This is a genomic window from Mesorhizobium sp. NZP2298 (genome assembly GCF_013170825.1).
Classification (GTDB): Bacteria; Pseudomonadota; Alphaproteobacteria; order Rhizobiales; family Rhizobiaceae; genus Mesorhizobium.
This window is the reverse complement of sequence record NZ_CP033365.1, coordinates 4,824,065-4,837,503: the sequence shown is the minus strand read 5'-3', so window position 1 is coordinate 4,837,503 and position 13,439 is coordinate 4,824,065. Positions and strand designations below refer to the sequence as shown.

Sequence of the window (13,439 nt, the reverse complement as noted above, 5' to 3'; positions counted from 1 at the left end):
AGACAGCGGTCGGTTCGAAAGGCTGGTCCGCCTACGCCACGGCAGCCGATCCCGCCAACCATTGCCTGACAATAGCGGCGTCCGGATCACCGATTTCATGGCCCGAGGGAATGATCCGGGCGTCGATGGCGGCGCCGTGCCGGCTGAGCAGCGTCACCAGTGCCGGCGCGAAGGGCCCGTAGGTCTCGTCGGCGGCGCCAGCGATAATCAGCGTCGGTATTCCAGCGAGGTCCGTCGCGGGCACATGGTCGAGTACAGGCATTGGCCTTAGCAGCACCGCCCTGCGGACGATGCCCGGATGGAGCAGCATCAGGCTCGAAACCAGATTGGCCCCGTTCGAATAGCCGAGGAATGTCGCGTGATCGAGATCAAGCCCATGGCGCTTGGCGGCCTCGCTTGCGAATGCCGCGAAGGCAGCCGTTTCGGCCAGGATGCTTTCCTGTTCGAAGCGCGTCGGGGTTATACGCTCGAACCAGCGAAAACCGTCCTCCTGGGGGATACGCCCACGCGCCGCGATCACCATGGCGTCGGGTGCGATGCGTCTTGCCAGCGGCGCCAGGGTGGTCTCGTCGACACCCGATCCATGCAACAGGAAAAGGCATTCGCGGCTGTTCCCGCCGGCGCCCAGGAGACGATAGGCAAAGGCCAGATCCTTGAGCAGGGGACTGTTTTCGGTGCTGTTGCCGGTCATCCCGCATCCTCTTGATTATATGAGGCTTCGCTCAATTTGCCGGCTTCAAAACGCAATATTTTCATCCTCCGCGAAAGTTGATTGAACCAGGCGCATTCCAGCCCGTTTCTGCGCCGATATACTCCGCATGGGAGGAATCGAAGCGGTGCGCCGGGGGTCGCATTGCTGGACATGAACAACCAGCTTTGAGGCCTTTTGTCGATGACTACCCCTGTCTCGCCCGAACGCGATACGCGTATCGATGTGTTGCGCGCGCTTGCGCTGATCATCATTTTTATCGACCACGTGCCGGGCACGGCTTTCGAGGCCTTCACCTACAAGAATTTCGGTTTCTCGGACGCGGCGGAGGCGTTCGTGCTGATTTCCGGCATCTCGGTGGCGCTGGCCTACGGCACGAAGTTCCACTCGGGTGGCCGGCTTTTGGCCACATTGAAGATGTGGCGGCGGGCAGGCATGCTCTATATCGCCCATATCGTCACGACCATGGTGGTGATCGCCTTGTTCTGTACCGTGGCCGTGTTCACAAGGCGGCCGGAGTTGCTGAAACTGATCAACATCGAGCCCTTGATGAAGAACACGCCGGAAGCGCTGGTCGGCATCGTCACGCTCGGCCATCAGCTTGGCTACAACAATATCCTGCCGGTCTATGCCGCGCTGCTTCTGATGGCACCGGCCTTCGTCCTGTCCATCAGCTACAGGCCTGTCGCGGCGCTTGTCGTGTCCGGTGCGCTGTGGCTGGTCGCCGGCATCTGGCAGATCGCCCCGCCCAATTACCCTGAGCCCGGCTTCTGGTTCCTGAACCCTCTCTCCTGGCAGTTCCTGTTCAACATCGGCCTCGCCGCCATGCTGCATGTCCGGCGCGGCGGTGTCATTCCGATCAACCGCTGGCTGGTTGGCGCCGCCGCGGCCTATGTGCTGACGGCGCTGATATGGGTGCACAGTCCGCTCTGGGGCCAGATCACGTGGTTCAAGCTGCCGGTGGTCATCGGCGGTTTTGACAAGACCTTCCTGTCGCTGCCAAGGCTGCTGCATATCCTGGCTGTCAGCTATCTGATCGTCGCCTTGCCGGCGCTGTCGAACCTGTTCCGCACCAGCCCTGACCATCCGCTGGCGATACTCGGCAAGCGCTCGCTGCCGGTCTTCATCGCCGGCACGGTGATCGCCATGGTCGCGCAGGTGATGAAGCTGATCAATCCGGGCGGATTTGCCTATGACAGCCTGCTGCTGTCAGCCGGCATCGCCATGCAGTTCGCGCTCGCCTTCTATCTCGAATGGCTGTCGACCATCAGCGCATCGGGCAAGGTCCGTACGACGCAAAAGGATGTCACGCCGGCGCGTGCGTCCTTCGGCATCTCCGCCATGGCAAGAGCCAATCGCTGAGCGGCGCGCCGTTCAGCCGCGCGGCGGAACCGACGAGGCCCGCACAACCAGTTTGACCGGCAGCAACTGCCGGCTGACCTTGCCGTCGCTCTCCAGGATCGCCTTGACGGCAAGGCGGCCCATTTCGGCTATCGGCTGAGCGATCGTGGTCAAGGGCGGCTCGGACACGGCGGACTCCGGAACGCCGTCGAACCCGATGACGGAAACATCGTTGGGGACGCTGAACTCGCGCGCGCTCAGCCATTCGAGCGTCACCAGGGCTATTTTGTCCGACATCGCCAGGATGGCAGTGGGCGGCTCCTTGGCCGCGAAGATGGTTTCGAGTGCCTCTCTCGTGCTGGCCGCGTCGTTGGCGGTCTCGTAGACGGGCACTGTGGATGTATCGACGCCAACCCGCGAAAGCTCCTGGAGATAGCCGGTGAGCCGGTCGCGCGTGCCCGCATAGGTCGCTGAGCGAACCTGCTCGGGTGAAACGAGACCCGTCCTGCCGTCGACGAAAGGCAGTGCCAGAACGGCAAAGCGGCGATGTCCGAGATCCGTGAGATGGCGGGCCGCCAGGCTGGCGCCGGCGATGTTGTCGACACCGATCGCCGCGACCGCCCCATCCTCGGAGTCCAGGTCGAGCGCCACGAAGGGCAGTTTGCGCTCGCGTGCCAGTTCCACCAGCCGCGAGCCGCCTTCGATGCAGAAGACGATGAAGCCGTCGACCAGGGCACTCTGGATGTTCCAGGCAAGTTGTTCGTTGTTGGCTGCCGAGACCAGGGAAATGCCGGCTCCTGTTGCATCGCAGGCCTGCGAGATGCTCGCCATCATGACCCGCGCAAAAGGATCGTCGAAGAAGTAGGAGAGGGGTTCGGCGGTGGCGACGCCGATGGCGTTGACCTTGCCTGCCCGCAACAATCGGCCCTTGGGATCCGGCCCGCCATAACCCATCGCCTCGGCGGCCGCCTTGACCCGCTCGCGGACTTCCTCGCGCACGATCTCGGGGCGGCTGAAGACATTGGATGCGGTGCCGTGCGAAACACCGGCGGCCTTGGCGATATCGGCCAGCCGGACGGGTCTTCGATTGCCTGCGGTGAGTGACGCCATGTGCGTGCCTCCTGACATGCATTTAGCACGTTCCGGATTTGCATCTAGCACTTTCGTTGGATCGATTCAAATTTTGCTTGACCGGGAACTGCCGGAGACCTATTCTTGAATCGATCCAAGTTGGTGGGTTTGGCCCGCCTGTGTTTCAGGGGAGGTGCGACATGCATCCCGTCAATTACCTGTTCGAAGACATCTATCGCAACGACTGGAGTATTGGGTCGGCCGCCAACAGCTTCAGGCGTCGGGGCAGGGCAAGCCCATGGATTCGCGACCTTCGCTTCCTAGTGGGGCGTAAGCGAAGCTGATCGCCGCGTTTTTTGCCTATGTATTGGATCGATTCAACCCGAAGGGAGAAAAATCATGCATCCCATCAAGCATTTGTTTGAAGACATTTATCGCAACTACTGGGGCATCGCTCCGGCCGCCGAGCGACCGGAAGCGCGACGCCTGACGAAGCGGGCCTCGCGCAATCACAATTTGTGGATCCGCACCGGCCGTCCCGGGGATTGATCCCGACCGATTCGGCCTTAGGAACGTCGACGTACCAGGGCAGAGATCGCTATCCCCAGCCAGCCGGCGATGAGCAAGGTGCCCCCGATCGGCGCCGACATCGGAAACAGCCTCGATCCCAGGAAATCGCGGGCAAGTAGATCGCCCGCGAAAAGCAGGAGCCCGGCAAGCAAGGCGACGCTGGCGATCCGCAGAAAGCGATTTGCGCCGGTGAGGCCGACGGCGAGGAAGACAGGCGCGTGCATCAAGAGGAACGACGCGGCCGTGCCGGTGAAGGCGCCGCCGAGATGCGCGGCGGCAGCTGACAGCGCCACGCCTGCCGCGCCGACGAGACCGCCGGCAAACACGAGGGTAGGGCTGGCGGTTGGTTCGGAGGAATTCATGTCGGCTAGTTCCCTCTTTTGACGGCCTGAACCTCAGGACTCGCTCGCTTCCAACGCCATATGCCGTGTGCGCCGCGACTGGACAATCCAGTTGTAGACGGCACCGCCGGCCATCAGCACCGATGTGGCGAGAAACACCGAGCGCATGCCGAAGTGACCGCCGACGAAACCACCGGATAGTGGTCCCGCAACCTGCCCGACATACTGCGCCGAGATGGCCAGCCCAAGCACATTGCCACCGACGCCGTCGGGGATGTTGTGGCGGATGACGCTGGTGATGCAGGGCAGCAGGCCACCCAGCGCCAGTCCCATCAGAAAGCGAAGGCCGATCAGTTGCCAGCCATTGCTGACGAAGGCCTGCGGGATAAGCAGCAGGGCCGATACGGCCAGCGCTCCGACAACGACATTCCAGTGGCCGACACGATCCGCAAGCCTGCCAAGCCAGGATGCCGACAGGATGGTGCCTAGCGCCGTCGCCGACATCACCACGCCAGCGATCATCGTCACCCGGCTCTGGTCCTCTATGAGTTGCTGCACGTAGACGGTGATGATCGGCTCGATCGACATTGTGGCGAAGGCGAGCAGCATGCCGGTTGTCAGCATGGCCACGACGGGGCGCTTGTCCGGGATCTGCGACCAGCCGCTTTTCGGCCTTGCCGCCGACGCTGCCGTGGCCGGCTTCGGGCGCTGGGTCTCCTTGATGAGGAATGTCGTCGCCAGGAAGGCAAGGAAGATGACGCCGCCGGACAACAGGAAGGTGGCGCGAATGCCGATGACCGGCGGCAGCGCACCGCCGAGCAGGGGACCGACAAGCGAACCTGCCGTGATTCCCGCCGACAGGACGCCGAGCGCCCAGCCGGAGCGGTCCTTGGGCGTCTGCATGGCCACCAATATGGTCGAACCCGAGGAATAGCCGCCGGCAAACCCGATCAGCAGGCGCAGCAGCACCAGTTGCCAGACCGTCTCGACCATGCCCGTCAGCGACATGCAGATCGCCATGCCGAAGCTGGCACGCACCAGCATCACCTTGCGGCCGTAGCGGTCGCCCAGCCGTCCCCACAATGGCGCGACCAGGGCCGCGGCGAAGAAGGTGGCGCCGTAGGCGATGCCGGACCACTGCACGATCGACGCATGGCCTTGCGCGCCGAGCTGTTCAACATAAAGCGGCAGGAAAGGCAACAGCAGCGTCATGGCGATGAGCGTGCTGAACGAGCCGGCGAAACAGACGGCGAGATTGCGCCGCCAGTGGATGTTGTAGCCGCCTTGTTGCGTATCTTCCTGTGCCATGTCCTGCCTGCCCGATATCAGTGCTTGTTGCGGATACCATTTTGGGATACCAAACTGGTATCCGTCATGAACTTCAACCCGGCTGCTGTCAATGCGGCTTCGAAGAGGCTAGCGCGATGTCGCAGATGCAGAATGTCGAACGACAGTTACGGGAGATGATCCTGGGGCTCGAGATCGGTCCTGGCGAGAAATTGACAGAACGTTGGATCGAAGGCCGCTTTGGCGCCTCGCGCACACCGGTCAGGGCGGCGCTTCTGCGGCTGGAGACCGAGGGGCTGGTGGGCAGGGATGGCCGCGGCTGGACGGTGTCGCCTATCAACCTTGCCGAGCTCGAGCAGATCGCCGTCTATCGCGAAGCCGTCGAGGTCGCGGCCATGCGGCTGACATGCATGCACGCCGAAACGAGCGCCCTCGATATCATCGAGGCGATGCTCGATTCCTGCGACGAAAATACGCCGCGCGAGGAATGGCATCGTGTCGGCATGGATTTTCACATCGAGCTGGCGCGCCTGTCGGGCAACGAATTCCTGTTCAGGGCCGTGCGCGATGCCATGACGCGCCTGTCGCGGGCCCGATGGCTGGAGGTGCGTGACGAGGCAGCCCTGGGTCGCGCCTGGGCCGAACACCGTGCCATTCTGGCGGCGGCCCGCCTTGGCGAGGCCGATGAAGCGGCGCGCCGGCTCTCGGCGCATATCATCGGCAGCCGCGACCGGCTGGTGACGTCGCTCGCCAACGATCGACGCGGTCTTCGTGCCAGGGGATTTGCCGTCGTCGCCGCTTGAAGCAGGTCCGGGAAAAGTGTGAAGCGGTTTCCCGTCCCGAATTGCGTCAGCATAAAGAGACTGAGGCGGTTCGGCGTTTCCGTGAAGCCGCGAACCGCTCTGTACGGCAGGGCGCTGCCGGGCAAAAGCGGCGTCCGGAAGCGAAGCGCACTTTCGGCCTCGCTTCAAGGGCGCCGATGGCGTAAGAGCGGCGATGGAAAACAACCGATTTGAAACACCCGTGACCGTCAAGTCCGTCACGGCGGGAAGCACCCAGCTCTTGCGCACGGCCCGCGAGGCTTCCGATTACCTCCTCAACAGTTGGCCCGGCAAGCGCAGTCCCAAGCATCGCGCGGCGCTGCAGGCCTGCCACGATGCGCTGGCCGGCGACAAGCCGGCGATGAATGCCAGGCGCGCCTTTATCGCCGCGGCGCGGGAAGTGGACGTTTTTGTCAGCGACAAGGCGCCCGCCTGATTCAGGTCGGCAATCTCGATTGAAGCAAGGCCCGCATGTGCGGGCCTTTTGCCGTCATTCCGCTGTTTCGGTTTCGGCCTCGCCCTCGGGCTTCGAACGTTCGCGCGCGGCAACCTTGGCCGCCAGCTTTTCGGCCTTCTTCGCCGCCTTCTGCCGGTCACGTTCCTTGCGTTCCTGATCGTAGTTTGGTGCTCGCGCCATATCGGCTCCTTTTAACCTGCCTTGCGGCTCTGACCCTGCCTAGGAGCATTAGCCGTCAAACACAACAGCTGAAGCGGCCGTGCGCGGGCGCGGCGTCGCGGATTTGCAGGGGGGCTTGCCAGACGGGCGCCATAATGATGTAGAAAACGCGGGGCGCCAGCGTATTGAGAGCTGCCCGTTTGTTTTGATCAAGTGAACCATGGCCACAATTGCGCGGACGTCGGCAAAGGTTTTCTATTATGCGCGAAACGTCGCGCGCGATGTCATTCCACAAGCCTTGTTTCGCCGCAGACTGGCAGTTCGCCTCGAAAAGGCCAGGCTTTCCGATGAGGCGGCGCGCCGGCGGGTAAATTACTACAACAAGCTGCAGGATGGCTTCGCCCCAAGTGCCAATGCCATGCGCATCAGCAAGCTGCCCTTCACGCCGACCATGTACTATTACGACCTGAAGGAATTTGCCCGCTACTTCGACCCCGGACTGCTGATCGACTTCGAATTCGGCGACGTCAGGAATGTGCCGAAGGTGCCGACGATCGTGAAGGACCGGCCGATCCGGGATGACGACGAGAACGCGGTCATCATGAAGCTCGACAAGTTTCGTCACTTCCAGATGCCGGCTGATGCCATCTCGTTCGCCGACAAGCTGCCTGTCGTGGTCTGGCGCGGCGATCTCAACAATCCGATCAGGACGAGATTTCTGAAGGCGGTGCGCGACCTGCCGTTCTGCGATGCCGGCTCGCACAAGCCGAACGCTCCGGCCGAATACGCCAAGCCGTTTCTGAGCATCAGCCAGCACCAGCGCTATCGCTACATCGTCTCGCTTGAAGGCAATGACGTGGCGACCAACCTCAAGTGGATCTTGAGCTCGAAGTCGCTCTGCCTGATGCCACCGCCGACATATGAGACATGGTTCGCCGAGCGGCAGCTCGAGGCCAATGTCCACTATGTGCCGCTCGAAGCTGATTTCTCGGACCTTGCCGAACATGTGGCCTATTTCGAACGGAACCCGGAGAAGGCGGAGCGTATCACCGCGGCTGCGAACGCCTATTGCCGGACCTTTGGGCACGAACAGACCGAACAGGCGATCTCCCTGCTGGTGCTGTACAAATATTTCGTGCTCAGCGGCCAGATCAAGCCGGATACCGCGGTCTGGCGCTGCATAACGGGCTAGTTGCCCGGATCCTCTCGTCGAAGCCGATCGGCACGCGCTGGACGACCGCCGCGCTTGGTAAATGCCTGGCACAATGACGCGTAAGCGTGACGCGGGAACAAACTCGGTTGTCGTGTGTTTTGGTCGCGTTTGTCCTGATCAACGTGAACCATGGCCGGCATAAAGAGAACGACGCAGAAGGTTTTCTACTACGCGCGAAACGTCATGCGCGATATCGCGCCACAGGCACTCTTCCGACGACGGCTGGCGGACCGCCTGGAGCAGGCCAGGCTTTCGGACGAGGCCGTGCGCCGGCGGTTGAATGACTACAACAAGCTGCAGGACGCCTTTGTGCCTGGCCCGGATGCGGTGCGCATCGACAAGATGCCGTTCGGACCGAGCATGTACTATTACGACCTGAAGGAGTTTGCCCGCTATTTCGATCCGGCATTGCTTCTCGACGTGGAGTTCGGCGACGTCATCGGGTTGCCGAAGGTGCCGACGCTCGTCAAGGACCGGCCGATCCGTGCCGACAATGGCAATGCGGTCATTCTGAAGTTCAACAAGTTCCGCCACTTCTACATGCCCGCCGACGCAGTCGCCTTCGCCGACAAGCTGCCGGTCGTGATCTGGCGCGGCGATCTCAACAATCCGATCAGGACACGGTTCCTGAACGCGGCGCGTGACCTGCCGTTCTGCGACGTAGGTTCACACAAGCGAAGTGCGCCGGCCGAGTACAGCAAGCCCTTTCTCAGCATCCGCCAGCACTTGCGCTACCGCTACATCGTCTCGCTGGAGGGCAATGACGTAGCGACCAATCTCAAATGGATCATGAATTCGAACTCGCTGTGCCTGATGCCGCCGCCGACCTACGAGACGTGGTTCGCGGAGAGCCGGCTCGAAGCCAACGTCCACTATGTGCCGCTCGATCCGGATTTCGCCGATCTTGGCGAAAAGGTGCGCTATTTCGAACGGCATCCGGCGCAGGCCGAGCGCATTGTTGCCGCGGCCAATGCCTATTGCCGGACATTCTCCAATGAGCGAGACGAGCAGGCTGTCTCCCTGCTCGTGCTCTATAAATATTTCGTGCTCAGCGGCCAGATCGAACCCGATCCCCAACTCTGGCACTTCATCGAGGGCTAAGCGCGCTTCGGCCAGAGAGTCAGATGACGCTGCGGTCGAGAACCATGTCGGCGGGGCCGAAGCGATCCTTTGCCGTCAATTGCTGGTGCCAGTAGGGGTAGAGCAGGGGCGGGCGGCTGACCGCGTCGAGGCGCTGGCGTTCTTCAGGGTTGAGTTCCAGGGCAGCCGCGGCGAGATTGTCCTTGAGCTGGGCATCGTTGCGGGCGCCGATCACCAGCGAGGAGACGGCGGGGCGGCCGAGCAGCCAGGCAAGTGCCACCTGCGCCGCCGAGACGCCGCGAGCCTTGCCGATCTCCACCAGCACATCCACGATCCGCCACAGCCGATCCTCGTCCCGGATCGGCGGCTCGGACCAGCCCGCGAGCTGGCGCGCGGTCGGGCTGTCGCGGCGGTATTTGCCGGACAGCAAGCCGCCGGCGAGCGGGCTCCAGACCAGCACGCCCAGTCCCTGGTCGACCGAGATCGGCAGCAGTTCATATTCGGCCTCGCGTGCCTCCAGCGTATAGTGGATCTGCTGGGTGACGAAGCGTTGCTGGTGACGGCTGTCGCTGATGGAGAGTGCCTTCATCACCTGCCAGCCGGACCAGTTGGAGCAGCCGATATAGCGCACCTTGCCCTGGGCGACCAACGTGTCGAGCGCGGCCACCGTTTCCTCGACAGGGGTAAGACCATCCCACTGGTGAACGAAATAGATGTCGATGACGTCGGTCTTCAGCCGCTTCAGGCTCTTTTCGCATTCGCGGATCAGATGGTGGCGCGACAGGCCTTCGTCGTTCGGCCCGCCGCCGATCCGCATGCGCGCCTTGGACGCGATCAGCACGTCGTTCTTGCGCTTGCCGCCGAGCGCCTCGCCGATGATCTCTTCCGACAGGCCGTTCGAATAGACATTGGCGGTGTCGATGAGGTTGATGCCGGCGTCGATGCACATGTCGATCATGCGCTTGGCTTCGGCAAGATCGCTGTTGCCCACCGCGGCGAAGGGGCCGGTGCCGCCGAACGTCATGGTGCCCAAAGTCAGTGTCGAAACCTTCAGGCCGGAACGGCCAAGGGTGCGGTATTCCATGTCAGTCCTCGCGATTGTGTTGAATTGGGGTGCCGCGAAGGGCAGCCCGGAATGCGACCGGGGATTTGTAGGACAATTCGCCCGGCTTGTCGCCATGCAATGATGATGGATCGATCACACATGGCGGAGCTTTTAACAGCCGCGATCGCGCCCCGGACTGCAATAAAACCGTCACCGCCGGCCTATATTGAATTCGGCTAAGGTGTTTCCATTCCAGGCTAGGGGCCAGCAGTTTGGGGTGCCGGACATGAGCCGACAGGCTTGCAAGCGGAGCGACTGATATGACCGAGCTAAGACAGAATTCTCCCGCCAAGGACTGGCTTGAAGCCGAGCTCGCCGACACGCTCGACGAAGACTATGAGCTCGAAATGTCGGAGCCGGCGCTGTCGATGGAGATCGCCAAGATCTACAAGAACGCGCATCCGCCTTCGATCGACCGCATGCAATATTTCCGTGACCTGATCACCTTGCAATCCGAGCTGATCAAGCTGCAGTCCTGGGTCGCCTACCACAAGAAGAAGCTGGTGGTGATTTTCGAGGGCCGCGATTCCGCTGGCAAGGGCGGCGTCATCAAGCGCATCACCCAGCGGCTCAATCCGCGCATCTGCCGCGTCGTGGCGCTGCCGGCGCCGACCGAGCGCGAGAAGTCGCAATGGTATTTCCAGCGCTATGTGCCGCATCTGCCGGCCGGTGGCGAGATCGTGCTGTTCGACCGCTCCTGGTACAACCGGTCAGGCGTCGAGCAGGTGATGGGCTTTGCCGATCCCGGTCAGGTCGAGGAATTTTTCCGCGACGTGCCGGAGTTCGAGCGCATGCTGGTGCGCTCCGGTATCACCGTGGTCAAGTACTGGTTCTCGATCACCGACGAGGAGCAGCAGATGCGCTTCCTGATGCGCATCCACGATCCGATGAAGCAGTGGAAGCTGTCGCCGATGGATCTGCAATCGCGCGTGCGCTGGGAGCAGTACACCAAGGCCAAGGAAGAGACCTTCGCCCGCACCAACATTCCGGAGGCGCCCTGGTTCATCGTCGAGGGCAACGACAAGAAGCGCGCACGGCTGAACTGCATCGACCATCTGCTCAAGCAGATGCCTTATGAAGAGGTGCCGCACGAGGAGATCACGCTGCCGGAACGCGTCTTCAATCCCGAATACGAGCGCCAGACATTGCCGCGCGAACTCTACGTGCCGGAGAAGTATTGAGCACCTTGTCCTTCTCCCCGTTCACGGGGAGAACGTGCCCGAAGGGCGGATGAGGGGCGGCGCCAGCGTTGGCGATTGAGCCCCAATTCGCTGCTATTGGTAGCTTGCCGCTAGTCTCCAAAGGCCGCGCCGCCCCTCATTGCCCTGCCGGGCATTTCTCCCCGTATAGTGACGGGGAGAAAGAGCTGTAGTCACGCCCGCCCGATCATCACATGCGTGGCAAGCGCCGTCGCAACCTGCTCGGTGCACTGGTAGCCGAGCTTCAGCATGTCGAGACCGGCGAACAGATTCTCACCTGTGCCAAGCAGGATCGGCGAGATCGCCAGGTGCATCTCGTCGATGAGCTTCTCCTGAAGGTATTGCCGGATTGTCGAAACGCCGCCACCAACCCGCACATCCTTGCCGCCAGCCGCGACCTTTGCCTGCTCGAGCGCCGAATGGATGCCGTCGGTGACGAAGTGGAAGGTCGTGCCGCCTTCCATGACGATCGGATCGCGTTTGTAACGCGTCAGCACGAAAGTCGGCACGTGATAGGGCGGGTTGGGGCCCCACCAGCCTTTCCAGCTGTCGTCAGGCCAATCGCCGCGGATCGGCCCGAACATGTTGCGGCCGAGGATCCAGGCGCCGACATTCTCGAAACTGCGTGCCGCGAAGCTGTCATCGGTGTCGGTGGTCCCGTCGTTCTTGCCGAGCACCATCTGGCGGAACGTGCGGGTGCCGATCATCCATTTGTGCAGATTTTCGCCGCCGACGCCGAGAGGATGTTCAAGAGTCTGATCCGGACCGGCGCCGTAACCGTCGAGCGAGAGGGTGAACGCATTGACACGAAGTTTTGACATCATTGCCTCCTGAACCGCATGTAATTTGCAACCAGTGGCCGCTTAACCTAACTGCTTGCAAAAAGCAATTGGTTTCGTGTGATGCGCAACGGGCTACAGAAGGCTCCTGACAGCCAGCTGGGAACGATCGTTCAAAACGAAGATGACGGTGCTTATATGCCGCATCGCGGGGCTTCGGCGGCTTCCTTGTTCAGGTTTGGTGCGAGCTACCCCTTCAGCATCTGCGCCACCTCAGGCGCGAAATAGGTCAGGATACCGTCACAGCCGGCGCGCTTGAAGGCAAGCAAGCTCTCCAGCATTGCCTTCTCGCCATCGATCCAGCCATTGGCGCCCGCCGCCTTGATCATCGAATATTCGCCCGACACCTGGTAGGCGAAGGTCGGCATCTGGAATTCGTCCTTCAGCCGGCGGATGATGTCGAGATAGGGCAGGCCGGGTTTGACCATCAGCATGTCGGCGCCCTCGGCGATGTCCTGCTCGGCCTCGCGCACCGCCTCGTCGGAATTGGCGTGGTCGATGTAATAGGTCTTCTTGTCGCCCTTGAGCAGACCGGCGGTGCCGACCGCCTCGCGGTAGGGGCCGTAGAAGGCCGAGGCGAACTTCGTCGCGTAGGACATGATCGCCACGTCCTGAAAACCGTTGGCGTCGAGCGCGTCGCGGATGGCACCGATCCGGCCGTCCATCATGTCGGAAGGCGCGATGATGTCGGAGCCGGCGGCCGCCTGGATGACAGCCGCAGCCGCGACCTGCTCGACCGTCTCGTCATTGACGATGATGCCGTCGCGCAGGATGCCGTCATGGCCATGGCTGGTGAACGGGTCGAGCGCGGCGTCGGTGATGATGCCGATTCCGGGCACCGCGTCCTTTATCGCGCGGCTGGCGCGATTGATGATGTTTTCCGGGTCGAGGATGTGCGAGCCGGTCTGGTCGCGCAAGCCGAACTCGACATTGGGAAAGGTGGCGAGAGCCGGAATGCCGAGCTTTGCCGCCCGTTCGGCCTCCTTGACGGCAAGGTCGACCGACAGGCGGAAGACGCCTGGCATGGCCGCGATCGGCTCCCGCACATTCCTGCCCTCGACGACGAAGATCGGCCAGATCAGGTCATCGACCGCAAGCCGGTTCTCTTGCACCAGGCGGCGCGACCAGTCGGCCTTGCGCATGCGGCGCAGGCGGCGGCTGCCGGTAATGTCGTCGACGCTGCGCGCGCCGGCTGGCTTTGTCGGGGTGAATTTGTTCATGGCCAAAACTCTCGTTTGGCGGCTTTT

The 13,439-nt window shown here is 62.3% G+C and carries 15 protein-coding genes; 7 read left to right on the top strand and 8 right to left on the bottom strand.

Features of this window, described 5'->3' with window-relative positions; translation table 11 throughout:
* Positions 1–31: 31 nt before the first annotated feature.
* Positions 32–691: an alpha/beta hydrolase gene (locus EB231_RS23575; protein ID WP_172350927.1), complete on the bottom strand. Its 660-nt coding sequence runs from the start codon at positions 689–691 to the stop codon at positions 32–34.
* A gap of 201 nt (positions 692–892) precedes the next feature.
* Between EB231_RS23575 and EB231_RS23570 the strand changes: the two genes are divergently transcribed.
* Entirely contained in the window at positions 893–2,071 is a 1,179-nt protein-coding gene (locus EB231_RS23570) for an OpgC family protein (protein ID WP_172350926.1), read from the top strand.
* 12 nt (positions 2,072–2,083) lie between these two features.
* Here EB231_RS23570 and EB231_RS23565 read toward each other — a convergent pair whose 3' ends face one another.
* Positions 2,084–3,160: a LacI family DNA-binding transcriptional regulator gene (locus EB231_RS23565; protein ID WP_172350925.1), complete on the bottom strand. Its 1,077-nt coding sequence runs from the start codon at positions 3,158–3,160 to the stop codon at positions 2,084–2,086.
* 360 nt (positions 3,161–3,520) lie between these two features.
* Here EB231_RS23565 and EB231_RS23560 point away from each other — a divergent pair, with 360 nt between their 5' ends.
* Positions 3,521–3,670, top strand: a complete 150-nt coding sequence (locus EB231_RS23560) for a hypothetical protein (RefSeq protein WP_172350924.1) — start codon at positions 3,521–3,523, stop codon at positions 3,668–3,670.
* 17 nt (positions 3,671–3,687) lie between these two features.
* On the opposite strand, the gene EB231_RS23555 is transcribed toward EB231_RS23560, so the two are convergent.
* Together EB231_RS23555 and EB231_RS23550 are read right to left on the bottom strand one after the other, a co-directional pair.
* Complete coding sequence (locus EB231_RS23555) at positions 3,688–4,053, bottom strand: DUF423 domain-containing protein (RefSeq protein ID WP_172350923.1); 366 nt, start codon at positions 4,051–4,053, stop codon at positions 3,688–3,690.
* 33 nt (positions 4,054–4,086) lie between these two features.
* Positions 4,087–5,340 carry a multidrug efflux MFS transporter gene (locus EB231_RS23550; protein WP_172350922.1) on the bottom strand — a complete coding sequence of 418 codons (1,254 nt, stop codon included), beginning with the start codon at positions 5,338–5,340 and terminating at the stop codon, positions 4,087–4,089.
* Between the two features lie 116 nt (positions 5,341–5,456).
* Here EB231_RS23550 and EB231_RS23545 point away from each other — a divergent pair, with 116 nt between their 5' ends.
* Positions 5,457–6,122, top strand: coding sequence for a GntR family transcriptional regulator (locus tag EB231_RS23545; RefSeq protein ID WP_172350921.1), 666 nt, complete (start codon positions 5,457–5,459; stop codon positions 6,120–6,122).
* 193 nt (positions 6,123–6,315) lie between these two features.
* The gene (locus EB231_RS23540; RefSeq protein ID WP_027028494.1) at positions 6,316–6,576 is read left to right on the top strand and encodes a DUF982 domain-containing protein; all 261 of its coding nucleotides are present in this window, start codon (positions 6,316–6,318) and stop codon (positions 6,574–6,576) included.
* A gap of 54 nt (positions 6,577–6,630) precedes the next feature.
* Here the strand turns inward: EB231_RS23540 and EB231_RS23535 are convergent, their stop codons facing one another.
* Entirely contained in the window at positions 6,631–6,777 is a 147-nt protein-coding gene (locus tag EB231_RS23535) for a hypothetical protein (RefSeq protein WP_172350920.1), read from the bottom strand.
* A 199-nt stretch (positions 6,778–6,976) separates the two neighbouring features.
* Here EB231_RS23535 and EB231_RS23530 point away from each other — a divergent pair, with 199 nt between their 5' ends.
* Complete coding sequence (locus EB231_RS23530) at positions 6,977–7,948, top strand: glycosyl transferase family 90 (protein ID WP_172350919.1); 972 nt, start codon at positions 6,977–6,979, stop codon at positions 7,946–7,948.
* A gap of 150 nt (positions 7,949–8,098) precedes the next feature.
* Positions 8,099–9,070, top strand: coding sequence for a glycosyl transferase family 90 (locus EB231_RS23525; RefSeq protein WP_172350918.1), 972 nt, complete (start codon positions 8,099–8,101; stop codon positions 9,068–9,070).
* A 19-nt stretch (positions 9,071–9,089) separates the two neighbouring features.
* Here the strand turns inward: EB231_RS23525 and EB231_RS23520 are convergent, their stop codons facing one another.
* Positions 9,090–10,133: an aldo/keto reductase gene (locus EB231_RS23520; protein ID WP_172350917.1), complete on the bottom strand. Its 1,044-nt coding sequence runs from the start codon at positions 10,131–10,133 to the stop codon at positions 9,090–9,092.
* 281 nt (positions 10,134–10,414) lie between these two features.
* Here EB231_RS23520 and ppk2 point away from each other — a divergent pair, with 281 nt between their 5' ends.
* On the top strand, positions 10,415–11,335 hold the full coding sequence (ppk2, locus tag EB231_RS23515; protein WP_172350916.1) for a polyphosphate kinase 2: 921 nt from the start codon (positions 10,415–10,417) through the stop codon (positions 11,333–11,335).
* A 191-nt stretch (positions 11,336–11,526) separates the two neighbouring features.
* On the opposite strand, the gene EB231_RS23510 is transcribed toward ppk2, so the two are convergent.
* On the bottom strand, positions 11,527–12,174 hold the full coding sequence (locus tag EB231_RS23510) for a dihydrofolate reductase family protein (RefSeq protein WP_172350915.1): 648 nt from the start codon (positions 12,172–12,174) through the stop codon (positions 11,527–11,529).
* Between the two features lie 206 nt (positions 12,175–12,380).
* On the bottom strand, positions 12,381–13,412 hold the full coding sequence (hemB, locus tag EB231_RS23505; protein WP_172350914.1) for a porphobilinogen synthase: 1,032 nt from the start codon (positions 13,410–13,412) through the stop codon (positions 12,381–12,383).
* Positions 13,413–13,439 lie beyond the last annotated feature (27 nt).

Coding starts and splice junctions, on each gene's coding strand:
- EB231_RS23575 (WP_172350927.1), bottom strand. CDS start 691: ATGACCGGCAACAGCACCGAAAACAGTCCCCTGCTCAAGGATCTGGCC.
- EB231_RS23570 (WP_172350926.1), top strand. CDS start 893: ATGACTACCCCTGTCTCGCCCGAACGCGATACGCGTATCGATGTGTTG.
- EB231_RS23565 (WP_172350925.1), bottom strand. CDS start 3,160: ATGGCGTCACTCACCGCAGGCAATCGAAGACCCGTCCGGCTGGCCGAT.
- EB231_RS23560 (WP_172350924.1), top strand. CDS start 3,521: ATGCATCCCATCAAGCATTTGTTTGAAGACATTTATCGCAACTACTGG.
- EB231_RS23555 (WP_172350923.1), bottom strand. CDS start 4,053: ATGAATTCCTCCGAACCAACCGCCAGCCCTACCCTCGTGTTTGCCGGC.
- EB231_RS23550 (WP_172350922.1), bottom strand. CDS start 5,340: ATGGCACAGGAAGATACGCAACAAGGCGGCTACAACATCCACTGGCGG.
- EB231_RS23545 (WP_172350921.1), top strand. CDS start 5,457: ATGTCGCAGATGCAGAATGTCGAACGACAGTTACGGGAGATGATCCTG.
- EB231_RS23540 (WP_027028494.1), top strand. CDS start 6,316: ATGGAAAACAACCGATTTGAAACACCCGTGACCGTCAAGTCCGTCACG.
- EB231_RS23535 (WP_172350920.1), bottom strand. CDS start 6,777: ATGGCGCGAGCACCAAACTACGATCAGGAACGCAAGGAACGTGACCGG.
- EB231_RS23530 (WP_172350919.1), top strand. CDS start 6,977: ATGGCCACAATTGCGCGGACGTCGGCAAAGGTTTTCTATTATGCGCGA.
- EB231_RS23525 (WP_172350918.1), top strand. CDS start 8,099: ATGGCCGGCATAAAGAGAACGACGCAGAAGGTTTTCTACTACGCGCGA.
- EB231_RS23520 (WP_172350917.1), bottom strand. CDS start 10,133: ATGGAATACCGCACCCTTGGCCGTTCCGGCCTGAAGGTTTCGACACTG.
- ppk2 (WP_172350916.1), top strand. CDS start 10,415: ATGACCGAGCTAAGACAGAATTCTCCCGCCAAGGACTGGCTTGAAGCC.
- EB231_RS23510 (WP_172350915.1), bottom strand. CDS start 12,174: ATGTCAAAACTTCGTGTCAATGCGTTCACCCTCTCGCTCGACGGTTAC.
- hemB (WP_172350914.1), bottom strand. CDS start 13,412: ATGAACAAATTCACCCCGACAAAGCCAGCCGGCGCGCGCAGCGTCGAC.